At 70.7% G+C, this 23031-nt stretch carries 22 protein-coding genes; 2 read left to right on the plus strand and 20 right to left on the minus strand.

Annotation, left to right across the window (positions count from 1 at the left end; translation table 11 throughout):
• Positions 1-233: 233 nt before the first annotated feature.
• The 8 genes from mihF to pyrR form a co-directional block, all read right to left on the minus strand.
• Complete coding sequence (gene mihF, locus AB0K00_RS06675) at positions 234-554, minus strand: integration host factor, actinobacterial type (protein WP_033356842.1); 321 nt, start codon at positions 552-554, stop codon at positions 234-236.
• 120 nt (positions 555-674) lie between these two features.
• Complete coding sequence (gene pyrF / locus AB0K00_RS06680; protein WP_363516464.1) at positions 675-1517, minus strand: orotidine-5'-phosphate decarboxylase; 843 nt, start codon at positions 1515-1517, stop codon at positions 675-677.
• Positions 1514-2497, minus strand: coding sequence for a quinone-dependent dihydroorotate dehydrogenase (locus AB0K00_RS06685; protein ID WP_363516467.1), 984 nt, complete (start codon positions 2495-2497; stop codon positions 1514-1516). The genes pyrF and AB0K00_RS06685 overlap by 4 nt, the downstream gene beginning before the upstream one ends.
• Entirely contained in the window at positions 2494-5796 is a 3303-nt protein-coding gene (carB, locus tag AB0K00_RS06690; RefSeq protein ID WP_363516470.1) for a carbamoyl-phosphate synthase large subunit, read from the minus strand. The genes AB0K00_RS06685 and carB overlap by 4 nt, the downstream gene beginning before the upstream one ends.
• Positions 5789-6901, minus strand: coding sequence for a glutamine-hydrolyzing carbamoyl-phosphate synthase small subunit (carA, locus tag AB0K00_RS06695; RefSeq protein WP_363516473.1), 1113 nt, complete (start codon positions 6899-6901; stop codon positions 5789-5791). The genes carB and carA overlap by 8 nt, the downstream gene beginning before the upstream one ends.
• On the minus strand, positions 6898-8094 hold the full coding sequence (locus tag AB0K00_RS06700) for a dihydroorotase (protein ID WP_363517604.1): 1197 nt from the start codon (positions 8092-8094) through the stop codon (positions 6898-6900). The genes carA and AB0K00_RS06700 overlap by 4 nt, the downstream gene beginning before the upstream one ends.
• Positions 8095-8111: 17 nt before the next feature.
• The gene (locus AB0K00_RS06705) at positions 8112-9023 is read right to left on the minus strand and encodes an aspartate carbamoyltransferase catalytic subunit (protein ID WP_363516477.1); all 912 of its coding nucleotides are present in this window, start codon (positions 9021-9023) and stop codon (positions 8112-8114) included.
• Positions 9020-9589: a bifunctional pyr operon transcriptional regulator/uracil phosphoribosyltransferase PyrR gene (gene pyrR / locus AB0K00_RS06710; RefSeq protein WP_363516480.1), complete on the minus strand. Its 570-nt coding sequence runs from the start codon at positions 9587-9589 to the stop codon at positions 9020-9022. Before pyrR ends, AB0K00_RS06705 begins: the two co-directional genes overlap by 4 nt.
• 190 nt (positions 9590-9779) lie before the next feature.
• On the opposite strand from pyrR, the gene AB0K00_RS06715 reads away from it, so the two are divergent.
• Positions 9780-10268 (plus strand): transcriptional regulator, encoded by a 489-nt coding sequence (locus AB0K00_RS06715; protein WP_033356835.1) that lies wholly within the window; start codon positions 9780-9782, stop codon positions 10266-10268.
• A gap of 97 nt (positions 10269-10365) precedes the next feature.
• Here AB0K00_RS06715 and AB0K00_RS06720 read toward each other — a convergent pair whose 3' ends face one another.
• From AB0K00_RS06720 to efp, 3 genes are read right to left on the minus strand one after another with little or no spacing between them, the layout of a single operon-like run.
• Positions 10366-11313, minus strand: coding sequence for a hypothetical protein (locus tag AB0K00_RS06720; RefSeq protein WP_363516483.1), 948 nt, complete (start codon positions 11311-11313; stop codon positions 10366-10368).
• Between the two features lie 9 nt (positions 11314-11322).
• Entirely contained in the window at positions 11323-11730 is a 408-nt protein-coding gene (nusB, locus tag AB0K00_RS06725) for a transcription antitermination factor NusB (protein WP_363516486.1), read from the minus strand.
• A gap of 44 nt (positions 11731-11774) precedes the next feature.
• Positions 11775-12332, minus strand: coding sequence for an elongation factor P (gene efp / locus AB0K00_RS06730; RefSeq protein ID WP_327009531.1), 558 nt, complete (start codon positions 12330-12332; stop codon positions 11775-11777).
• A 138-nt stretch (positions 12333-12470) separates the two neighbouring features.
• On the opposite strand from efp, the gene mptB reads away from it, so the two are divergent.
• Positions 12471-13820: a polyprenol phosphomannose-dependent alpha 1,6 mannosyltransferase MptB gene (mptB, locus tag AB0K00_RS06735; protein WP_363516489.1), complete on the plus strand. Its 1350-nt coding sequence runs from the start codon at positions 12471-12473 to the stop codon at positions 13818-13820.
• A gap of 247 nt (positions 13821-14067) precedes the next feature.
• Here mptB and aroB read toward each other — a convergent pair whose 3' ends face one another.
• From aroB to AB0K00_RS06780, 9 genes are all read right to left on the minus strand, one after another.
• Positions 14068-15153 carry a 3-dehydroquinate synthase gene (gene aroB / locus AB0K00_RS06740; protein WP_363516492.1) on the minus strand — a complete coding sequence of 362 codons (1086 nt, stop codon included), beginning with the start codon at positions 15151-15153 and terminating at the stop codon, positions 14068-14070.
• A gap of 89 nt (positions 15154-15242) precedes the next feature.
• Positions 15243-15740, minus strand: coding sequence for a shikimate kinase (locus AB0K00_RS06745; protein ID WP_363516494.1), 498 nt, complete (start codon positions 15738-15740; stop codon positions 15243-15245).
• A complete protein-coding gene (aroC, locus tag AB0K00_RS06750; protein WP_363516497.1) occupies positions 15737-16915 on the minus strand; it encodes a chorismate synthase in 1179 nt (392 codons plus the stop codon). Before aroC ends, AB0K00_RS06745 begins: the two co-directional genes overlap by 4 nt.
• Positions 16916-16972: 57 nt before the next feature.
• A complete protein-coding gene (locus AB0K00_RS06755; protein ID WP_363516499.1) occupies positions 16973-17767 on the minus strand; it encodes a shikimate dehydrogenase in 795 nt (264 codons plus the stop codon).
• On the minus strand, positions 17768-18961 hold the full coding sequence (gene mltG / locus AB0K00_RS06760; protein WP_363516502.1) for an endolytic transglycosylase MltG: 1194 nt from the start codon (positions 18959-18961) through the stop codon (positions 17768-17770).
• A 21-nt stretch (positions 18962-18982) separates the two neighbouring features.
• Complete coding sequence (ruvX, locus tag AB0K00_RS06765) at positions 18983-19450, minus strand: Holliday junction resolvase RuvX (RefSeq protein ID WP_363516505.1); 468 nt, start codon at positions 19448-19450, stop codon at positions 18983-18985.
• 86 nt (positions 19451-19536) lie between these two features.
• Positions 19537-22197: an alanine--tRNA ligase gene (gene alaS, locus AB0K00_RS06770; RefSeq protein ID WP_363516508.1), complete on the minus strand. Its 2661-nt coding sequence runs from the start codon at positions 22195-22197 to the stop codon at positions 19537-19539.
• Positions 22194-22460 (minus strand): hypothetical protein, encoded by a 267-nt coding sequence (locus tag AB0K00_RS06775; RefSeq protein WP_363516511.1) that lies wholly within the window; start codon positions 22458-22460, stop codon positions 22194-22196. The genes alaS and AB0K00_RS06775 overlap by 4 nt, the downstream gene beginning before the upstream one ends.
• 57 nt (positions 22461-22517) lie before the next feature.
• Complete coding sequence (locus AB0K00_RS06780) at positions 22518-22973, minus strand: DUF948 domain-containing protein (protein ID WP_363516514.1); 456 nt, start codon at positions 22971-22973, stop codon at positions 22518-22520.
• Positions 22974-23031 lie beyond the last annotated feature (58 nt).

The raw sequence follows: 23031 nt of genomic DNA on the forward strand, positions 1-23031 counted from the left end.
CGGGGCGGGGGGGGGGGCGGCACGCCCCGCGGGCCGAGACCGCCACCCCAGACGACACACCCCCCACCACCCCCCACAAGAGTCCCGCCCACCCCACCCACACAACCAAAACGCCCACCCCCCCCGCCCCCCCCCCCGGGGGGCCGGCCCCATACCCAACGCCCCCCCGGGACCGAAGGGTCCGGGCGCGTCGAGGTCCTAGCACTGGTCCGGGGGGACCTACCTGGCGGCAGTCACTTGCCGCCGGCGAACTCCCCGAGCAGTGCCTTGCGCTGCTGGTCGCCGAGGCCGCGAAGGCGGCGGCTGTCAGCGATCTTCAGCTTCTCCATGATCTGCGTCGCGCGGATCTTGCCGATGCCGGGCATTGCCTGCAGCACGGCCGAAACCCGAAGCTTGCCGACGACGTCGTCGGACTCCGCACGATCGAGCACGGCAGCGAGGGTGGTCTTCCCCTGCTTCAGTTGCTCCTTCAGCTCAGCGCGAGCCTTACGAATCTCAGCCGCTTTTTCCAAAGCGGCTGCGCGCTGTTCCGGGCTCAGTGACGGGAGCGGCACCAGGTCTCCTCAGGTCCCTTGAAAAGAATGTTGATGGTCTAGCGCCGGGAAAACTAGCGGTCACGAGCCATTTCGGCAACGTGGGAATCACATGATCGACGGCCGGTGGCGGCCAGATGATCAGGCGGTGACCGCCAGAGCGGCGGCGCATTCGTCACGCGCCCGCTCCGCGGCGGCACGCAGCGTGGCGATGCCGGGGCCCGCGCCGAGGATCTCCCGGGAGTACGACGGCAGCACGTCAGAGGCTTGATCACCGAACGCGGCGCGCAGCCCGGCGGCCGTTCCACCCTGCGCGCCGAGGCCCGGCGCCAGGATCGGGCCATTGAGGTTCGTCAGATCGTGCCCGTGCTGCCCGAGCGTGGCGCCGATCACCACGCCGACGTCGCCGAGCGGCGTCACACCCGCGTTGACCTGCGAAATCTCGTCAATGACGGTCTGTGCGACGGTCTTTCCGAGGGTACCGACGGCCCGCTGGACGGCGGCGCCCTCGGGATTGGAGGTGAGGGCGAGGACGAACGCGCCGAGCCCGTGCGCGGCCGCCTTGTCGATGATCGGGCGCAGCGCGCCGACCCCGAGATAGGGGCTGACGGTGATCGCGTCGGCGCACAGCGGGGACGCCGGATCGAGGTACGCATCGGCGTACGCGGCGGCCGTGGAGCCGATGTCACCCCGCTTGACGTCGAGAACTACAAGAGTTCGGGTCAGCCGCAACTGTCGGATAGTCGACTCCAGGACCGCTATGCCCCTGGAGCCGAAACGCTCAAAAAAGGCAGACTGGGGCTTGATCACTGCGACCCGGTCGGCCAGGGCCTCCCCCACCGTCTGACTGAACGCTTCCAGGCCCTTGACATCGTCGGAGAGCCCCCAGGCAGCCAGGAGGGAGGGGTGAGGGTCGATCCCGACGCACAGCGGCCCCAGCGTGTCCATGGCGGCGCGCAGCCGCGCGCCGAAGTGTTCGGTCACCGTTTCCCCCTGGTGGCTTGCACGGCCTGCCGGACGAGGCGGGGGCCGTGGTAGATGAGTCCCGTGTAGAGCTGCACGAGCGAGGCGCCGGCGTCCAGCATCCGGGTGACGTCGTCGCCGGTGCTGATCCCGCCGACGCCGACGACCGGCAGCCCGCTCTCCTTGACCACGAAGCGCACGACCTCCAGGGCCCGCGGGGCGAGGGGACGGCCGCTGAGCCCGCCCGCCTCGGCCGTGGGCACGCCGGGCCGTTCGATCGTGGTGTTGGTGGCGATGAGCCCGGCGACGCCGTGGGCGAGGCACACGTCGAGCAGCTCGCCGAGCGCGGCGTCGGTGAGGTCGGGCGCGACCTTCACCAGGACCGGCCGGCCCGCCGGGTTCTCCGCGTGCAGGGCGCCGAGCAGCGCCGACAGGTGCGCCTTGTCCTGCAGTTCGCGCAGCCCCGGCGTGTTCGGCGAGCTCACGTTGACAGCGAAGTACGCGCCCTGGTCGTACAGCTGCCGGAAGCTGCTCACGTAGTCCTCGACGGCGCCGGTGAGCGGCGTCACCTTGGACTTGCCGAGGCTGATCCCGAGGGGCACGGGCAGCGGCCCGAGCGCGGCGAGGCGCGCCGAGAGGGCCCGGGCGCCCGCGTTGTTGAACCCCATCCGGTTGACGATCGCCTCGTGGGCGGGGAAGCGGAACAGCCGGGGCCGGTCGTTGCCGGGCTGCGGGTGCCAGGTGACGGTGCCGACCTCGACGAAGCCGAACCCGAGCCGCGGCCAGGCCCGCAGCGCCCGGCCGTCCTTGTCCATGCCGGCGGCCAGCCCGACCGTGTTCGGGAAGTCGATCCCGAACACGGTCCGGCGCGCGCCCGGCGGGCTGTACGCGGATCCGCGCGGGAGCCGGGCCAGCCACCGCAGGGTCAGCTCGTGGACCGTCTCGGCGTCGCCGCCGCCGAGACGGAACAGGACCGGCCTGACGAGGCGTTCGTAGGTCACTGCTGCCCGCGCAGCGCGGCGTGCAGCTCCTGCAGCGGGCGGACCGTCATCTCGCCGCGCAGCAGCGCCTCGATGCCCATGACGGCGGCCGCCGCGCCGGGCAGCGTGGTGATGCACGGGATGTCGGCGACGACCGCGGCGCTGCGGATCTCGTAGCCGTCCTGCCGGCCACTGGAGCCCTGCGGAGTGTTGATCACCAGGGCGACCTCGCCGCCGGCGATCATCGACACCGCGTTGCGGCCGTTGCCCTCCTCGAAGTGCTTCGGCACGATCTCGCAGGCGACCCCGTACCGGCGCAGCACCTGACCGGTGCCGGCGGTGGCCACGATCGCGAACCCGAGGTCGGCGAGGCGCTTGACCGGGAACACGATGCCGCGTTTGTCCCGGTTGGCGACGGTGACGAGGACGGTGCCGGTGGTCGGCAGCGAGCCGTACGCGGCGGCCTGGGACTTCGCGAACGCGTGCCCGAAGGACGTGTCGATGCCCATGACCTCACCCGTCGACTTCATCTCCGGGCCGAGCAGGTTGTCCACGCCTTTGCCCTCGACGGTGCGGAACCGCTTGAACGGCAGCACCGCCTCCTTGACCGCGATCGGCGCGTGCTCGGGCGGGGTACCCCCGTCGCCATGCGCCGGCAGGAGCCCTTCGGCACGCAGCTCGGCGATCGTGGCGCCCAGGGCGATGCGGGCCGCGGCCTTCGCCAGGGGCACCGCGGTCGCCTTCGACACGAACGGCACGGTGCGCGACGCGCGCGGGTTGGCCTCCAGGACGTACAGCACATCGTCCTTGAGCGCGTACTGGACGTTGAGCAGCCCCTGCACGCCGATCCCGCGGGCCAGGGCGACCGTGTAGCGGCGCACCTCGTCCAGGTGCACGGTGGCGAGGGTGATCGGCGGCAGGACGCAGGAGGAGTCGCCGGAGTGGATGCCGGCCTCCTCGATGTGCTCCATGACCCCACCGACGTAGACCTCGCCGTCCTTGTCGCACAGCGCGTCGACGTCGATCTCGATGGCGTCGTCGAGGAACCGGTCGACCAGCACCGGGTGCGCCGGGGAGATCTCCGTCGCCCGGCCGATGTAGCCGCGCAGCGTCTCCTCGTCGTAGACGATCTCCATGCCGCGGCCGCCGAGCACGTACGAGGGCCGCACCAGCACCGGGTAGCCGATCTCGTCGGCGATGAGCTTCGCCTCGGCGAAGCTGGTCGCGGTGCCGTGCGCCGGGGTGGTCAGCCCGGCCCCGGCGAGCAGCTTGCCGAACGCGCCGCGGTGCTCGGCCAGGTCGATCGCCTCGGGTGAGGTGCCGACGATCGGCACGCCCGCGTCGGCGAGGTGCTGGGCGAGGCCGAGCGGGGTCTGCCCGCCGAGCTGCACGACGACGCCGATGACGCCGGGACCGCCGGCGGCCTTGCCGGACTCGTCCTCGGCGTGCACGACCTCCAGGACGTCCTCGAAGGTGAGCGGCTCGAAGTACAGGCGGTCGGCGGTGTCGTAGTCGGTGGAGACCGTCTCCGGGTTGCAGTTGACCATGACGGTCTCGTAGCCCACGGCCCGCAGCGCCATGACCGCGTGCACGCACGAGTAGTCGAACTCGATGCCCTGGCCGATGCGGTTCGGGCCGGAGCCGAGGATGAGCACCTTCGGCCGGTCCGACGGGACGACCTCGGTCTCCTCCTCGTAGGTGCTGTAGTGGTACGGGGTGCTCGCCCCGAACTCCGCTGCGCACGTGTCGACGGTCTTGTACACGGGCCGCAGGCCCAGGCGCTGGCGGAGACTGCGTACCCCGTCCTCGCCGGCGAACTCGGGCCGCAGCGCGGCGATCTGCCGGTCCGACAGCCCGGCCCGTTTCGCGGTGCGCAGCAGCGGCTCGTCCAGGACGGCGGCGTTGAGGATCTCGGCGCGCAGGTCGACGAGGCCCGCGATCTGGTCGACGAACCACGGGTCGAAGCCGCTCGCCTCGGCGACCGCCGTGACACTGTGCCCTTCGCGGATCGCGCGTTCCACCGTGTACAGCCGGCCGTCGTGCGGGGTGCGCAGCGCTTCGAGCGCGTCGAGGCCCTCCTTGTCCGGCGTGGTCCAGAAGCCGGCGGCCTTGGTCTCCATCGACCGCATCGCCTTGCCCAGGGCCTCCTGGAAGGTGCGCCCCATCGACATGGCCTCGCCGACGGACTTCATCGTCGTGGTCAGCTCCGCGTCCGCCCCGGGGAACTTCTCGAACGCGAACCGCGGGATCTTCACCACGACGTAGTCCAGCGACGGCTCGAACGCCGCCGGGGTCTTCAGGGTGATGTCGTTGGGGATCTCGTCCAGGGTGTAGCCGATGGCCAGCTTCGCGGCGATCTTGGCGATCGGGAAGCCGGTCGCCTTGCTCGCCAGGGCGCTGGAGCGCGACACCCGCGGGTTCATCTCGATGACGACGAGGCGCCCGGTCTGCGGGTGCACCGCGAACTGGATGTTGCAGCCGCCGGTGTCGACGCCGACCTCGCGCAGCACGGCGATGCCGAGGTCGCGCAGCCGCTGGTACTCCACGTCGGTGAGCGTCATCGCCGGCGCGACCGTGACGGAGTCGCCGGTGTGCACGCCCATCGCGTCGACGTTCTCGATGGAGCACACGACGACGACGTTGTCGTGCTTGTCGCGCATCAGCTCCAGCTCGAACTCCTTCCAGCCGAGCACGCTCTCCTCGATGAGGACCTCGTGCACCGGGGAGGCGACCAGGCCGCCGCCGGCGAGCCGTTCCAGGTCGGCGTCGTTGTGCGCCATGCCGGAGCCGAGCCCGCCCATGGTGAACGACGGCCGGATCACGACCGGCAGGCCCAGGTCGGCGACGGTCTCGCGGACCTCGTCCATCGAGTGGCAGACCCGGCTGCGCGGGGTCTCGCCGCCGGCCTTGGCCACGATGTCCTTGAACAGCTGCCGGTCCTCGCCGCGGCGGATCGCGTCGATGTTGGCGCCGATGAGCTCGACGCCGTACTTGTCCAGGACACCCGCCTCGTGCAGCGCGACCGCGGTGTTCAGCGCGGTCTGCCCGCCCAGGGTCGCCAGGAGCGCGTCGGGGCGTTCCCGGGCGATCACCTGCTCGACGAACTCCGGGGTGATCGGCTCGACGTACGTGGCGTCGGCGAACTCGGGATCGGTCATGATCGTCGCCGGGTTGGAGTTGACGAGGCTGACCCGCAACCCCTCCGCGCGCAGCACCCGGCACGCCTGGGTGCCGGAGTAGTCGAACTCGCACGCCTGGCCGATGACGATCGGGCCGGAGCCGATGACGAGGACGTGCCGGAGATCGGTCCGCTTAGGCATTTGTGTTCATCAACTCCGCGAATCTGTCGAACAGGTAGTCCGCGTCGTGCGGCCCCGCTGCCGCCTCCGGGTGGTACTGCACGGTGAAAGCCGGCACGTCCAGGCAGCGCAGGCCCTCCACGACGTTGTCGTTGAGGCAGACGTGGCTGACCTCGACCTCGCCGAACTCGGTGCTGGTGCGGCCTTCGAGGGGCGCGTCGACGGCGAAGCCGTGGTTGTGGCTGGTGACCTCGACCTTGCCGGTGGTCCGGTCGAGCACCGGCTGGTTGATGCCGCGGTGCCCGTAGCCAAGCTTGTACGTGCCGAACCCGAGCGCGCGGCCGAGGATCTGGCTGCCGAAGCAGATGCCGAAAAGGGGGATTTTTGCGGACATGACGGCTTTCGCCAGATTTACCGGACCGTCCGCGGTGGCCGGGTCCCCCGGGCCGGGCGAGAAGAACACCGCGTCCGCGTTGAGTGCCCGGATCTCCTCCAGGGTCGTGGCCGCGGGCAGCACGTGCGTGGTGACCCCGCGGGCGGCGAGGCGGCGCGGGACGTTGCGCTTGATGCCCAGGTCGATCGCGGCGACCGTGAACCGGTGCTCCCCCTCGGCCTCGACCGTGTACCGCTGCGGGGTGCTCACCTCCGCGGACAGGTCGGCGCCGAGCATCTGCGGCTGCTGCCGGACCCGCTGCAGCAGGCCGTCGCGGTCGTCGTCGACGCTGGACACGCCGACCCGCATCGCGCCGCGGTCGCGCAGGTGCCGGGTCAGCGCCCGGGTGTCGACGCCGCTGATGCCGACGACCCCCTCGACGGCCAGGCGGTCCTGGAGGCTGCCGGTGGCCCGCCAGTTGGAGTACGTCCGCGACGGGTCCCGGACCACGTAGCCGGCGACCCAGATCCGGTCGGACTCGTCGTCCTCGCCGTTGATCCCGGTGTTGCCGATCTGCGGCGCGGTCTGCACGACGACCTGCCGGTGGTACGACGGGTCGGTCAGCGTCTCCTGGTAGCCGGTCATGCCGGTGTTGAACACCGCCTCGCCGAACGTCTCCCCGATGCTGCCGAAGGCCTCGCCGCGGAAGGTGCGGCCGTCCTCCAGTACCAACAATGCTGCCCTGCGCTTCACCGAGTCGCCTTTCCGTTCAACACCGTCGGCTCGCCGCGCAGGTAGGTCGCCTCGACGCGACCGCGCAGCTCCATTCCGGCGTATGGGGTGTTGCGCGACCTGCTGGCCAGGGCGGTCGGGTCGACCGTCCACCTGACGTCCGGGTCGAAGATCGTGATGTTCGCGGGCTGCCCCGGCGCGAGGAGATGGCCGTGCCCGGCCAGGCCGGCGATCTTCGCGGGCGCGACGGACATCCAGTCCGCTATCCGGTCCCACTGCGGCCCCATCGTCTGTACGACGATCGCGAGGGCGGTCTCCAGGCCGAGCATGCCGGGCCTGGCGTACGCCCACTCGCACTCCTTGTCCTCGACGCTGTGCGGGGCGTGGTCGGTGGCGACGCAGTCGATCGTGCCGTCCTGCAGCCCCCTGCGCAGGGCGAGGACGTCGGCCTCGGTCCGCAGCGGGGGGTTCACCTTGTACACCGGGTCATAGTCGACGGCGAGGTCCTCAGTGAGCAGCAGGTGGTGCGGCGTCACCTCGGCCGTCACCCGCCAGCCCTTTGACTTCGCCCAGCGGATCAGCTCGACGCTGCCGGCGGTCGACACGTGGCAGATGTGCAGGCGGGCGCCGACGTGCCCGGCGAGCAGCACGTCCCGGGCGATGATCGCCTCCTCGGCGACCGCGGGCCAGCCGATCAGGCCGAGCCGGGCGGCGACCTCGCCCTCGTTCATCTGGGCGCCGGTGGTCAGCCGCGGCTCCTCGGCGTGCTGGGCGATGACGCCGTCGAACGCCTTGACGTACTCCAGGGCGCGGCGCATGAGGCGGGGGTCGCTGACGCAGTGCCCGTCGTCGGAGAAGACCCGGACCTTGGCGGCGGAGTCGGCCATCGCGCCGAGCTCGGCGAGCTGCTCGCCGCCGAGGCCGACGGTGACGGCGCCGACCGGCTGCACGTCGACCAGGCCCGCCTCGCGGCCGAGCCGCCACACCTGCTCCACGACGCCGGCGGTGTCGGCGACCGGGGACGTGTTCGCCATCGCGCACACCGCGGTGTACCCGCCGAGCGCCGCGGCCCTCGACCCGGACTCGACGGTCTCGGCGTCCTCGCGGCCCGGCTCGCGCAGGTGGGTGTGCAGGTCGACGAGGCCGGGCAGCGCGACCTTCGGCCCCTTCTTGTCCGGATTTATGCTGACAATGACCCCGTCTTCGACGGTGATCTCGCCCAGGTTCGTGATCACGCTTTGCCTCCGAGCAGCAGGTAGAGGACGGCCATTCGCACGGAGACCCCGTTGGCGACCTGTTCGACGATCGTGGAGCGCGGCGAGTCGGCGACCTCCGGCGCGATCTCCATGCCCCGGTTCATCGGGCCGGGATGCATGACGATCGCGTGCTCGGGCAGCCGGCGCATGCGCGGCACGTCGAAGCCGTAGCGTCGCGCGTACTCCCGCTCCGAGGGGAAGTACGCCTGGTTCATTCTTTCCCGCTGGACCCGCAGCATCATGACGACGTCGGAATCCGGCACCACCGCGTCCAGGTCGTAGGACGTCTCCGCCGGCCACGCGCCCACCCCGACGGGCAGCAGCGTCGGCGGTGCGACGAGCGTCACCTTCGCGCCGAGCGTGTGCAGCAGCAGCACGTTGGACCTGGCCACCCGTGAGTGCAGCACGTCGCCGACGATCGCCACGTTGAGCCCGGCGAGCCGTTTGAGCCGGCTGCGCATGGTGTACGCGTCGAGCAAGGCCTGCGTCGGGTGCTCGTGGGTGCCGTCACCGGCGTTGACGACGCTGCCCTCGACCCAGTTCGCGAGCCGGTGCGGCGCGCCGCTGGCGGGGTGCCGGATGACGACCGCGTCGGCGCCCATCGCCTGCAACGTCAGCGCGGTGTCCTTGAGACTTTCGCCCTTCGAGACGCTGGAGCCCTTCGCGGAGAAGTTGATGACGTCCGCCGACAGCCGCTTGGCCGCCGCCTCGAACGAGATCCGGGTCCTGGTCGAGTCCTCGTAGAACAGGTTCACCACGGTGCGCCCCCGCAACGCGGGCAGCTTCTTCACCTCGCGCCCCGCGATGCTCGCCATCTCCGCCGCGGTGTCCAGCACCAGGGTCGCGGCGGCGGCGTCCAGGTCGGCCGCGCTGAGCAGGTGCTTCATGCCTGCCTCCCTTTGCTGACGATCACCACGGCGTCCTCGCCGTCGTGCTCGGCGACGGACACCCGGACGCTCTCCTCGATCGAGGTCGGGATGTTCTTGCCGACGTAGTCCGCCCGGATCGGCAGCTCGCGGTGCCCCCGGTCGACCAGGACCGCCAGCTGCACCATCCGCGGCCGGCCGAGATCCTTCAGCGCGTCCAGCGCCGCGCGGACGGTCCGGCCGGAGAACAGGACGTCGTCGACGAGGATCACCCGCCGCCCGTCGAGGCCGCCCGGCGGCACCTCGGTGTGACCCAGCGCACGGGTCGCCTGCAGGCGAAGATCATCCCGATAAAGCGTGATGTCCAACACACCCACGGGGATCTCTGCGCCCTCGAAGGTGGCGATGCGTGCGGCCAGCCTCTGAGCGAGGGGAACGCCTCGGGTAGGTATGCCCAGCAGCACCGTTTCGGCAGCGCCGGACGTCTTTTCCAGAATCTGATGGGCAATCCGGTCCACCACCCGGGCAACATCTGCCGCCGTTAGGATGGTTTTGCCCAGCTCAGCGCCGGTTGTCGGGGACGACAAACCAGACCTCCTTCCCCGCCTCACCGGACGGGTCGTTAAAGGACGTCGAACGGCAACCACCCTAACAACCGCCCTGACCTGGGCAACGGATGGGTCTCGACCACTTGACCACGCGTCTTCCGCCAGTTACGGTCACGCTCCGTAGCGATCGCTGGGGAAACCCCTCAGGCCAGTGACTGGGAGTGTCCGTATGCCGTCTGAGTACGCCAAGTCTCTTGGTGCTCGCCTGCGCTCCATCCGACAGCAGCAGGGGCTGTCTCTGCAGGGTGTCGAGGAGAAGTCGGCAGGGCGTTGGAAGGCCGTCGTCGTCGGCTCGTATGAGCGGGGCGACCGTGCCGTCACCGTGTCCCGCCTGGCCGAGCTGGCCGAGTTCTACCGCGTCCCCGTCGCTGAGCTGCTGCCCGAAGGCAGTGGCGTGCGGCACGAGCCCACCAACAAGATCGTCCTGGACCTGGAGCGGCTGTACGACGCCGGCGCCGAGGACCTGGCCTACGTGGCCCGCTATGCGCGTGCCATCCAGCAGCAGCGCGGCGACTACAACGGTCGCGTGCTGTCCATCCGCGCGGACGACCTGCGCGCCCTGGCGATCGTCTACGACGCGTCGCCGTCGGGCCTGGTCGAGCGGCTCAACGAGCACGGCGTGCTCGTCACCGACCCGCGCAGCCTGTTCCAGTCCTGACCGATTCGAAGGGGGCCGCTTCCACGGCCCCCTTTTCCTTCCCCCGCAGTTGACCTTGGAGACTTTGTCTGGCCCTGGCAAGACAAACTCTCCAAGGTCAACTCGCGGGTCGCCACCCCGCGGCCAGCAGTGCCGCGCGCAGTTGACGGACCACGGTCTCCGGGTCGCGGCGGACCTGCCATGCGGTGAACCGCAGCAGCCGGTCGCCGGTGATCGCGATCTCGTTGTGCTGCACCATGTCGGCGGACCAGGCCCGCACCTCCATGTGCTGGGCCCCGTCGATCTCGACGTGGATCCCGTACTCCTCGAACAGCGCGTCGCGATAGCGCTTCCGCCCACGCTCGTCCCTCCGCACCACCTGACGGGTCGGATCGGGCAGACCGTTGCGCCGGCACAGCTGCAGGAACTGCACCTCGGAGATCGAGTGCGAGCCGCCCCGGGCGTCCTCGACGGTCTGCCGGATCAGCGCCTCACGGCGCACCCCCTGCAACCGGCCGAGCACGGCGAGGACCTCGTCACCTGTGACCAGCCGTTGCTGGAACGCGGCCGCGACCACCGCGGTCGCCTCGGCGTCGTCGCGGGCCCACTGGGCGGCGTCGACCAGTGACCGCGCTGCCACCGTTGACGGCGGCAGTCCCCCGGTGAGCACGTCCTCGGTCGGCAGGTAGGCCGTCCGCCGGATCACCGTGTCCGGTGGGGTCAACGTCACCCGCCGTCTCGCGGTGATCAGTATCTCGGTGTACGGCTTGCGGTACCCCTTGAGGCCCAGGACTTCCAGCGCACTGAACGCAGCGAGAGGTCCACGGCTGGCCAGTACCCCGATCCAGCGCTGCTGCGGGACGCCGATCGGTCCGGTGTGCGCCACGAAGATCGACCGGACCGGCTGCTGCCACCTGCCGGACGCCACCCGGTGATACAGGGTGTTTCGGGTCAGGTGGCGCAGGGCCTGGCGGCGGGAGATGACGTTGTGCTGGCGGAACAGCAGATGGTCGAGCGGATCCGCGTCGTGCGACGGCGGATCGCGCTCGACGCTCGTCCAGCCCACCACGCGGTCCTACGTGGCGTAGTCGGCGATCCGGCCGAGGATGCCGTTGAGGAAACGCGGCGAGTCGTCGGTCGACAGCGTCTCCGCGAGCTCGACCGCCTCCGTGATCGCGACCGGGTTGTCGATCTCGTCGTTGTACAGCAGCTCGTACACCGCGATCCGGGCCAGATTCCGGTCAACCACCGGCATCCGCTCCAGGGTCCAGCCCTCGGCATAGCTGGACAGCAGCTCGTCGATGCGGACGGAGTGGCTCTCGACACCCTCGACCAGCTGGACGGTGTAGGGCAGGTAACCGGGCTTCGGCTCCTCCAGGTTGGCCACATACGCCGACAGGGTCGACGCGCGCGACTCACCTCGCAGGTCAGCCGAGTAGAGGACGTCGAGGGCCCGTTTCCGGGCCTTCCGGCGCGCCGTCATCTGAGCGGTGACGTCACCACCCAGGAACGAACCTCCTGAAAAGCTCACGCCCGGCCCAGGTAACGGCTGTCGCGGGTGTCAACCTTGATCTTCTCGCCGGTGGAGATGAACAGCGGCACGTTGACCGTGGCGCCCGTCTCCACCGTCGCCGGCTTCGTGCCACCGGTGGAGCGGTCACCCTGCAGGCCCGGCTCCGTGTAGGTGACCTCGAGGATCACCGACGTCGGCAGCTCGACATACAGCGGCACACCCTCGTGCGTCGCCACCGTCACCTCGGCCTCGGGCAGCAGGAACTTCGTGCCCTCACCGACCGTGCCGGACGGGACCGAGATCTGCTCATACGACTGGAGGTCCATGAACACGTAGTCTTCACCGTCGATGTACAGGTACTGCATCGTGCGCTTGTCGACGGTGGCGGTCTCGACCTTCGTGCCGGCGTTGAACGTGCGGTCGACCACCTTGCCGGAGAGCACGTTCTTCAGGGTGGTCCGCACGAACGCGCCGCCCTTGCCCGGCTTGACATGCTGGAACTCCACAACGGCCCACAGATCGCCGTCGAGGTTGAGCACCAGGCCGTTCTTCAGGTCGTTCGTGGTTGCCATGTGGATAGACGTCACTTTCGTCAGTTGGTCCGTGCGGCATAGTGCCGGCGGAAAGGCCCGAAGCAGTGTACCGGTCGGGCAGGCCCCCGTTCATGTCGCCTTAGCCACGAGGACATGAAACTACGCCAGTGTGCCGGGGTGGGAAGACCGGACATCGTCAACCGTACCCTGGGCTTCGCGGGTTCCGTCGCCATCGCGGTGGGTGGCCTGGCCGCGGGCGCGTTGCCGCAACGCGACCCGTTCGAGCACTGGCCCCTGATCCGCGAGCTGCGCGCCTTCCCCCTCGTCGGCGTCGCCGGCACGTACTTCGGGCTGGCCCTGCTGTGCGGCGCGTGGCTGCGCATGCGCTCCACCGTCGACGGGCAACGCCCCGCCGACCTGATCCGGACCCTGCTGTGCTGGGCCGCCCCCCTCGCGCTGACCGCCCCGATGTTCAGCCGCGACGTCTACAGCTACCTCGCCCAGGGTGAGATGGTCCGCCGCGGCCTCGACGCGTACCGATGGGGCCCGTCCTCCCTCGGCGGCCCCCTCTCCCTGGACGTGCCGGCGATCTGGCAGGACACCCCGGCGCCCTACGGCCCGGTGTTCCTGCGCTGCGCGTCGGCGATCCTCGCCCTCACCGGCGAACACACCGTCATCGGCGTGTGGGCGATGCGGCTCGTCGCCCTCACCGGCGTCGCGCTGGTCGTGGCATGCCTGCCTGGCCTCGCCGCCCGGTTCGGCGTGCCCCCGCAGCGCGCCCTGTGGTTCGGCGCGCTCAACCCGCTGCTCCTGCTGCACCTCGTCGCCGGCGCCCACAACGACGCCCTCATGGTGGGCCTGCTCGCCGCGGGGCTCCTCGCCGCGGTCCGCGACCGGCCCCTGCTCGCCGCCGCCCTCATCGTCGCCGCCGCCCTCGTCAAGGCCCCGGCGATCCTCGCGCTCATCACCGTCGTCGCGCTGTCCCGGGGCCGTACCCTCGCGCTCATCCGCACCGCGGCCGGCGCCGTCCTCGCCTTCATCGCGCTGCAGGCCGCGTCCGGTCTCGGCCTGGGCTGGATCGCCGCCCTGCGCACCCCGACAACCGTCCGCAACGGCCTGTCGCTCAGCACCGACATCGGCATGCTGCTGGGCGAGGCCGGCCACCCGGACGCGATGGCGGTCATCCGGCTCGCCGCGGCGGCCCTCGGCTGCGCCCTCGCCGGTTGGGCCCTGCTGCGCGCCCCGAACCCCCTGGCCGGCCTGGGCCTGGCCCTCGCCGCGATCGTCCTGTGCGGCCCGGTCGTGCATCCCTGGTACCTGCTGTGGCCGATCGTCCCGCTCGCCGCCGGCATGTACCGTCCGCCGCCGGCAGCGATCCGCCTGTCGGTCGGCATCTCGCTGTTCCTCCTGCCGTTCGGCGCTCCCACGTATCCGGAAGCCGTCGTCGCGGCAATCTTCGGCACCGTGGCGGGCGTGCTCTACCTGCGCCTCCGCCCACCGGTCCCGGCCCTGGTCCCGGCCACGTGACCTGCTCTGGTCCCCCACGCCGACGCACCTGCCGAGTGGCGTAAACTACGGACAGCGACGGCGTCATCTACCGATTAGAGATCAATTTCCTGGCCGGGTGTACCGTGTGATTCGAAGCGGTCCGGCGGCACGGCCAACCGGCTGCGGCACTGTGGCACGCATCGCGCGGCAGCTGCTCTCTGTTCGGCCGCGCGACCTACCGCACCCCTGGACGGCCGGCCTGCGCGGTGACGGCTGGCCTGCGCGGTCAGGACGCGACGGCCGCGTACGCCTCGAAGAGCAGCTCGTCCGGCGGGCCTGCCAGGGTGCCCGGCGTCGCGAGACCGTCAAGGACGACGAACCGCAGCGTCGCACCCCTGGCTTTCTTGTCCACCCGCATCGCGGCGTGCAGGTCGGGCCAGGCGGCGGCGTCGTACGTGACGGGCAGGCCCAGCAGGGTCAGCACGCGCAGGTGCCGGTCGGCGACGCCGGCCGGGAGGCGGCCGGTGAGCCTGCCCAGTTCGGCCGCATAGACCAGGCCGACGCTGACGGCGTGGCCGTGCTTCCAGCGGTACTGCTCGCGGCGCTCGATGGCGTGGCCGAGCGTGTGGCCGTAGTTGAGGATCTCGCGGAGCCCGGACTCGCGCAGGTCGGTGGAGACGACCCGGGCCTTGACGGCGACGGCCCGCTCGACCAGCTCCGGGAGCACCACGCCGCGCGGGTCGAGGGCCGCGGCCGGGTCGGCCTCGACGAGGTCGAGGATGGCGGGGTCGGCGATGAACCCGCACTTGACGACCTCGGCCATGCCGGCGCGCAGGTCGTCGGCGGGCAGGGTGTCCAGGGTCGACAGGTCGCACACGACGCCGGCCGGGGGGTAGAACGCGCCGACGAGGTTCTTGCCGGCAGCGGTGTTGATGCCGGTCTTGCCGCCCACGGCCGCGTCGACCATGCCGAGCAGGCTGGTCGGGACCTGGACGAGCCGGACGCCACGCAGCCAGCTCGCGGCGACGAACCCGGCCAGGTCTGTGACGGCGCCGCCGCCGACGCCGACGACGGCGTCGCTGCGGGTGAACGCGGCCTCGCCGAGCGCGTCCCAGCAGCCGGCGGCGACCGCGATGTCCTTGCCCGCTTCGGCGTCGGGGACTTCCAGGGGCAGCACGCCGCGGCCGGCGGCGCGCAGCGCGGCCATGACCTGCTCGGCGTGGCCGCGGACGGGGCCGGCGAACAGCACCGCGACCTGCGCGGCGCCGCCGACGAGCTCCGGCACCCGGTCGAGCAGCCCCCGGCCGATCAGCACCGAATAGCCGTCAACCTCGACAACAGAGGACCCGGCCGAGGCAGAAGCGCCGCCCAAAGACCCAGCGCCGCCAGAAGACCCAGCACCGCCAGAAGACCCAGCACCGCCAGAAGACCCAGCGCCGTCGACAGACCCAGCGGGCGCGGTCACAGCTTGCCTGCCAACTCGGTCACGATGTCCTCGGGCTCCCGGCCGTCGGTGACGACGGTGACCGTGGCGACCTGCTCATACAGCGGCCGCCGCTGGTCCAGCAGATACTTCAGCGTCGCCCGCGGGTTGAGCGCCAGCAGCGGCCGCCCCGCGCCCAGCCCGACCCGGGACACCGCGTCGGACAGTTCCACCGACAGGTACACCACCGTGTGCCCGGTCAGCAGGTCCCGGGTCTCGGCGGCCAGGATCGCGCCGCCGCCGAGGGCCAGGACGCCGTCGAACGTCGACAGCGCGGTGGCGACCGCGGCCCGTTCCAGGGCGCGGAAGTGTTCCTCGCCGTCGTCGATGAAGATCTCCGGGATCGGTTTGCCGGCGGTGGCCTCGATGTCGGCGTCGACGTCGCGGAACGGCACGCCGAGCGACGACGCGAGCAGCGCCCCGACGGTGGTCTTGCCGGCGCCGGGCGGTCCGACGATCACCGCGCGCGGGCTCACCGGATCACCAGGTTCGACAGGTATCCGGTGACGTTGCGCCGGATCTCGGGCACGGAGTCGCCGCCGAACTTCTCCAGGGCGGCCTCGGCGAGGACGAGCGCGACCATCGCCTCGGCGACGACGGCGGCGGCCGGGACCGCGCACACGTCGGAGCGCTGGTTGATGGCGGTCGCGGGCTCGCCGGTGACGATGTCGATGGTCTGCAGGGCGCGGTTGAGCGAGGAGATCGGTTTCATCGCGGCGCGGACCCGCAGCGGCTCGCCGGTGGTGATGCCGCCTTCGAGGCCGCCGGCCCGGTCGGTGACGCGGCGGACGCCGTCGGCGGTGGGGATGATCTCGTCATGGGCCTGGGAGCCGCGGGAGCGGGCCTGGGTGAACGCGTCACCGATCTCGACGCCTTTGATCGCCTGGATGGACATGAGGGCGGTGGCGAGGCGGGCGTCGAGCTTGCGGTCCCACTGGACGTGGCTGCCGAGGCCCGGCGGCACCCCGTATGCCAAAACCTCGACGATGCCGCCGAGGGTGTCGGCGTCCTTCTTCGCGGCGTCGACCTCTTCGACCATGCGGGCGCTGGCGTCGGGGTCGAGGCAGCGCAGCGGGTCGGCGTCGAGGCGGTCGAAGTCCTCGGGGCGGGGCAGCAGGCCGGGTTTGGCGGCGACGGAGCCGAGCTCGATGACGTGGGAGACGATGTCGACGCCGAGGGCCTGGCGGAGCAGGGCCTTGGCGACGGTGCCGACGGCGACGCGGGCGGCGGTCTCGCGAGCGCTGGCGCGCTCGAGGATCGGCCGGGCGTCGGTGTGCCCGTATTTCTGCATGCCGGCGAGGTCGGCGTGGCCGGGCCGGGGGCGGGTCAGCGGCGCGTTGCGGGCCTGCGCGGCGAGCAGCTCGGGGTCGACGGGGTCGGCCGCCATGACGGTCTCCCACTTCGGCCATTCGCTGTTGCCGACGCGGATCGCGACGGGGCTGCCGAGGGTGAGCCCGTGGCGGAGGCCGCCGACGAACTCGACCTCGTCCTGCTCGAACGCCATCCGCGCGCCACGGCCGTAGCCGAGGCGTCGACGGGCCAACTCTGCCGCCACTGACGCGCTCGTCAACTCGATGCCGGCGGGAACACCCTCCAGGATCGCGACGAGTGCCGGGCCATGCGACTCACCTGCGGTCAACCAGCGCAACACGTCGGCAAGCATGTCACGCGGGCACGACACTTCCCACAGTGAGGTAACGCCAGCCCGTCAGGCGGGACGAAGCGCCGCCCGCATCGCCGCGACCGGCGCTTTCGTGGAGGTGAACAGTTCGAACTGGTCGACGGCCTGCCACAGCAGCAGATCCAGCCCGGACACGATCGCGCACCCAGCATCCGAGGCCGCGGCGGCCAGCGGCGTCGGCCACGGCTCGTAGATCGCGTCGAAGACGACGGGCCGCCCGGACCAGTCGGCGACCGCCAGCGAGTCGGCCGCGCCCTTCGGCACCGTGGAGATCACCACGGGGTAGGACGTGCACGAGGGCAACGCGTCCCACGGTGCGTGTTCCAGGGAGACGTCCAGCGCCGACGCGACCGGCAGCAGCTCGTCAAAGGCGGAAAGGCGGCGGGTGTACAGCGTGACGTCCGCCGCCAGGGAAGCCGCGGCTGCCAGTGCGGCCCGGGCGGTCCCGCCGCCGCCGAGCACGGCGAGCCGTGGCGTGCGGGCCACGCCGGCTTCGAGCAGCGCCCGGACCATGCCGGGGGCGTCGGTGTTGTACGCGTGCCACCCGTAGGCGCGTCGCACGAGCGTGTTGGCGGCGCCGATGGCGGCGGCGAACGGGTCGACCATCGCCGCGACCGTCAGCGCCACCTCCTTGAGGGGCATGGTGAGCGACAGTCCTGCCCAGTCGGGTGTCAGCCCGGCGACGAGCGGCGCGAGGTCCTGTTCACCGCATTCGATCGCCGTGTACGACCAGTCGCGCAGGCCCGCGGCGGCGTAGCCGGCCGTGTGGATCGCCGGTGAGCGCGAGTGGCTCACCGGCTTGCCGAGGACCGCCGCACGCACCTACTTGACGCCGTTCTTCTTCGCCTGTTCCCACATCTTCTGGAACTCCGAGTACGTCTTCGCGTAGCCGGTGTTGCCGGCGGTGTCGATGGCGCAGAAGTAGTAGAAGTCGTGCTTGGGCGGGTTGATCGCCGCTTTCAGCGCGCTGGTGCCGGGGTTGCTGATCGGCCCGATCGGCAGGCCCGGCACGTCGTGGGCGTTGTACGGGTTGTTCTTGTTGTGCAGCTCGGAGTTGAGCAGCTCGGTCGAGGGCTTCGCGCCCTTGCCGGTGATGCGCAGGTAGTAGTTGACGGTGCTGTCGACCTGCAGGCAGTTGCAGGTGAACTTGCCCGAGTAGACCCGGTTGTAGAGCACCCGCACGATGCCCTCCTGGTCCTTGTCGAGGCCCTCGACCTGCGCGATCGACGCGGCGATGAGCGCCTCGTAGGGCGAGATGTGCAGCGCGTTCTGCACGCCCTCGATGAACCCGGTGGCGTCGATCTCCTGGTTGAACCGGTTGATGATGATCTTCAGGATGCCGGTGGCGTCGACGTTCGGCGGGAAGTCGTAGGTCGCCGGGAACAGGAAGCCCTCGATGCTCCTGGCGACTTCCTTCTTGTCCTGCCGGGTGAACCACACGTCGCTGAGGCCGAGCGCCTTGGTGTCGGCGGCTGCCTTCTCGAAGTCCTCATAGGGGATCTTGGTGGCCTCGGAGAGCTTCTTGAACGTGTCGACGAAGGTGAGGCCCTCCGGCAGCGTGACCTTGTTGACCAGGCGGCTCTTCGGGTCGAGCATCAGCGACAGGGCGTCGGCGGCGCGCATCTGCTTGCGCAGCTTGTAGAAGCCGGGCTGCAGCTTCTTGCTGCGCTCGTCCTTCTTCGCGGCCTCGACGAACGCCTTCGCGCTCTTCACAACATCCTTTTCCGCCAGCGTGGCGGCGATGTCGGCGGCATACTGGTTGGGCAGGACCTCGACCGTCACCTCACCGGTGCCGCCGCCGTTGTAGTCGGCAGCGGTGAACATGTCCCGGACCCGGTCGACACCGATGTACGCCCCGTATGCCAGGCCGCCGAAGACCACCAGGCTGATGAAGAGCGCGAGGAAGGTCCTCCCGCCGCGGCCTTTGCGCCGGCCGCGGGCCGGAGCGGACGCGGCGCGGCGCCGATGTCTACTGGGCCGTTCCTCGTCGTCCCAGCCCAGGTCAAGCTCGCCCATCTGTCCTTCGCCTCCTGGCACTTAGCCGCGAACGGCCCGTCGCGCGTCGAGCCAACGTTGCAGGATCTCCACCGCGGCCACCTGGTCGATGACCGCGCGTTGACGCCTGCCCCGGACGCCACGCTCCGACAGCCTACGTGTTGCCGCCGCGGTGGACATCCTCTCGTCCGTCAGCAGCACCGGCACAGGGTCCGCGAGCGCGGCCAGCCGGTCGGCATATTGCCTGATCAGGACCGCTGCGGGCCCTTCGTTGCCGGCCAGGTTGATTGGTAGGCCGACAATGATCTCCACCGCTTCGTGCTCCGCGACCAAACGCAAGATTTCCGATATGTCCGATGGAACCTTGTCACCCTCGGTGACCTGATCGCGCGGCAGCGTGGCGACGGGGCTGGCCAGGATCCCGTCGGGGTCACAGATCGCGATCCCGACGCGGACACTGCCGACGTCGACCCCGATCCGCCGGCCCCGGGTCCACGGCTCAGTCCTCACGGGTAGCACCCTATGCGCACCGCGCACCCCGCGAACGCCGGCGGGTAGGTGAATCGACGAATTCACCTACCCGCATGCGGTGTGTCTTACAGCGCGCGTTCGACGGCCGCGAGGAGGTTCGGTGCCTCCGCGGCCGGCACGCCGCCGCCCTGCGCGAGGTCGGCGTTGCCGCCGCCGCGCCCGGACAGGGCGCCCTTGACCAGGTCACCGGCGGACAGCCCGCGGCTCTTCGCGGCGGCGTTGAGCCCGACGACGAGCGACGCCTTGCCGCCGGCACGGGCGGTGACGGCGACGATCGCGGGCCGGTCCGCCGGGATCCGGCCGCGGATCTCCTGGACCAGGGTCCGGACCTCGTTGGCGGAGGTGCCCTCGGGCGCCTCGGTGCCGACGTACGCGACGCCGTGGACGTCCTTCGCCGTGTCGGCGAGCCCGCCGGCGCCGGCGAGGACGAGCTGGGTGCGCAGCTTCTCCAGCTCCCGCTCGGCGTCGCGCAGCTGCGCGACGGTCTGCTCGACCCGGTCGGCGACCTGGTCGCCCGGGACCCGGAACAACTCGGCGAGGCGGGACACGAGGACGTGCTCCCGGGCCAGGTGACCGAACGCGTCGAGACCGACGAGCGCCTCGACGCGCCGTACCCCGGAGCCGATCGACGACTCGGACAGGATCTTCACCAGGCCCAGCTGGCTGGAGCGTTCGACGTGGGTGCCGCCGCACAGCTCACGGGCGTAGTCGCCGACCTCGACGACGCGGACCTCGTCGCCGTACTTCTCGCCGAACAGCGCCATGGCGCCGAGCTTGCGCGCCTCCTCCTGGGAGGTGATGAACGCGTGGACGAGCAGGTCACGCAGCAGCACCTCGTTCACCTGCTGCTCGACGTCGGTCAGGACGCTCTGCGGCACGGCGCCGGGGGTGTTGAAGTCGAAGCGGAGCCGGCCGGGCGCGTTGAGCGAACCGGCCTGGGTCGCAGACTCGCCGAGGAAGTTGCGCATCGTCTGGTGGATGAGGTGGGTCGCGGTGTGCGCCCGGGACACGGCCCGCCGGCGCGCGGTGTCGATCTCCGCGAACGCGGACTCGCCGGGCCGGATCTCACCTTCGAGGACCTTGACCCGGTGCACGATCAGGCCGGGCAGCGGGGTCTGCACGTCGAGGACCTCGACCTTGCCGCCGCCGGTGGTGATGACGCCCAGGTCGGGCATCTGACCGCCGCCCTCGGCGTAGAACGGGGTCGCGTCCAGGACCAGGGACACCTCGTCGCCCTGGGTGGCGGCGGCGACACCGAGCAGCGAACGCACCGACGACTCGCGGGCGACCTCGCGGTACCCGGTGAACTCGACCGGCCCGCCCTGCTCGAGCGCGGCACGGAACTGCGACAGGTCGGCGTGGCCGGTCTTACGGGCCTTCGCGTCGGCCTTCGCGCGGGTGCGCTGCTCCGCCATGAGCCGGCGGAAGCCGTCCTCGTCGACGGTGAGGCCCTGCTCGGCGGCGATCTCCAGGGTCAGGTCGATCGGGAACCCGTACGTGTCGTGCAGCTGGAACGCCTTGTCCCCCGGCAGCACGGACTTCGAGGCCGCCTTGGTGTCGCTCATCGCGACGTCAAGGATCGTCGTCCCGGCCCGCAACGTCTGCAGGAACGCCTCCTCCTCGCCGTACGCGTAGGAGGAGATCCGGTCGAAGTCGGCGGCGACCTCCGGGTAGGACGGCGCCATGCAGTCCCGGGCGATCGGCAGCAGGATCGGCAGCGCCGGCCCCTCGTGCCAGCCGAGGAGGCGGATCGAGCGGATCGCGCGGCGCAGGATGCGGCGCAGCACGTAGCCACGGCCCTCGTTGCTCGGCGTCACACCGTCGGAGATCACCATGAGGGCGGTGCGGACGTGGTCGGCGATCACGCGCAGCCGCACGTCGTCGGGGTGCGACTCGGCGGCCACGTGCGACACGGCCTGCCCGTAGCGTTTCCCGGTCATCTCGGCGGCCTTGGCGAGGATCGGCTTGACCTCGTCGATCTCGTACAGGTTGTCCACGCCCTGCAGGATCGACGCGATGCGCTCCAGGCCCATGCCGGTGTCGATGTTCTTGTTCGGCAGCTCACCGACGATGTCGAAGTCTTCCTTCGACGTCACGTTGGCGATCTCGTACTGCATGAAGACCAGGTTCCAGAACTCCAGGTACCGGTCCTCGTCGACCTCCGGGCCGCCCTCCTTGCCGTAGGCGGGGCCGCGGTCGTAGTACAGCTCGGAGCACGGGCCGGCGGGGCCGGGGATGCCCATGGACCAGAAGTTGTCCTTCTTGCCGCGGCGCACGATCCGCTCGGCCGGCATGCCGATCTTCTTCCACAGCTCGATCGCCTCGTCGTCGTCGAGGTAGACCGTCGCCCAGATCCGCTCCGGGTCCAGGCCGAAGCCGCCCTTGTCGACCGGGTTCGTCGACAGCTCCCAGGCGAGCTTGATCGCGCCTTCCTTGAAGTAGTCGCCGAAGGAGAAGTTGCCGTTCATCTGGAAGAACGTGCCGTGCCGGCTGGTCTTGCCGACCTCGTCGATGTCGGGGGTGCGGATGCACTTCTGCACCGACGCGGCCCGCGGATACGGCGGGGTGCGCTGCCCGAGGAAGTACGGCACGAACTGGACCATGCCCGCGTTGATGAACAGCAGGTTCGGGTCGGCGATCGCCGGCAGCGGCGCGCTCGGCACGACCGTGTGCCCCGCCTCCTCGAAGTGGGCGAGGAAACGACGCTTGATCTCCGCGGTCTTCATCGGTGCTGCCGGCCTTCCGGGTAAAGGTCTTCGTCCAGGGTCGAACCATCGGTGAACGCTGCGTGGATCTCGGCCTCACGCTCCGCCATGCCGTCGCGGACGTCGTCGACGAATCCGCGGACCGTCCCGGCGAACCCGGCGGCAGAGTCGCGCGCCTGCGCGGCGATGCCCTGCGGGGTGAACGCCTGCGCCTTCTTCGTCACCGCACGGACCACCAGCGCGCCGACGGCAAGTCCGATCCCGAGCCACAGCAACCGCCGCATGGCTCAACCTCTCTGTTCTCGTTTTGGATGGTGTACTGGCGCCGCGCCGGGTGCGAACTACGCCCGCTTGCGCCGCGACTGCTTGATCTGCTCGCGAACCTCGGCCTCGTCGGCGGCGGCGCGACGGTTCGCGGCGGCCTTGCGCACGCCGTAACCGAACGCGGCGACCTTCACCAGGGGGTTCGCCGCGGCCGCGCTGACCACTGTGGACAGGTTGGCGACGTTGGCGCTCACGTGCGACACGTTCTCGGTGATCGTGTCGATGCGGGCCAGCTGCATGTTGACCCCGTCAAGCGTGGTGTGCACCTGGTTGAGCGCCACGTTGACATTGTCGATCGTGGTGTTGACCCGCTCCAGCATCGGGGTCGTCTGGTCCGCGACGTCGCGCAACGCGCCGGTGGCCGCGTCGATCGTGTGCCGGACCCGCAGGATCGGCACGGCGAGCACGAGCACGAGCACGAAAAAACCACCCGACGCGACCAGCGCCGCGATACCGCCCAGGGACGTGGACACGCCCGACCTCCTTCACCCGCGTGGATGCGCTCATCCAACGGAGGAACCCTACCCTCCG

This window comes from Dactylosporangium sp. NPDC049525, from assembly GCF_040676755.1.
Lineage (GTDB): Bacteria > Actinomycetota > Actinomycetes > Mycobacteriales > Micromonosporaceae > Dactylosporangium.

Excerpts from the sequence above, each read along its gene's own strand:
- carB (WP_363516470.1), bottom strand. The coding sequence starts at position 5,796 with ATGCCTAAGCGGACCGATCTCCGGCACGTCCTCGTCATCGGCTCCGGC.
- AB0K00_RS06705 (WP_363516477.1), bottom strand. The coding sequence starts at position 9,023 with ATGAAGCACCTGCTCAGCGCGGCCGACCTGGACGCCGCCGCCGCGACC.
- AB0K00_RS06715 (WP_033356835.1), top strand. The coding sequence starts at position 9,780 with ATGCCGTCTGAGTACGCCAAGTCTCTTGGTGCTCGCCTGCGCTCCATC.
- nusB (WP_363516486.1), bottom strand. The coding sequence starts at position 11,730 with ATGACGGCGCGCCGGAAGGCCCGGAAACGGGCCCTCGACGTCCTCTAC.
- efp (WP_327009531.1), bottom strand. The coding sequence starts at position 12,332 with ATGGCAACCACGAACGACCTGAAGAACGGCCTGGTGCTCAACCTCGAC.
- mltG (WP_363516502.1), bottom strand. The coding sequence starts at position 18,961 with ATGGGCGAGCTTGACCTGGGCTGGGACGACGAGGAACGGCCCAGTAGA.
- alaS (WP_363516508.1), bottom strand. The coding sequence starts at position 22,197 with ATGAAGACCGCGGAGATCAAGCGTCGTTTCCTCGCCCACTTCGAGGAG.
- AB0K00_RS06775 (WP_363516511.1), bottom strand. The coding sequence starts at position 22,460 with ATGCGGCGGTTGCTGTGGCTCGGGATCGGACTTGCCGTCGGCGCGCTG.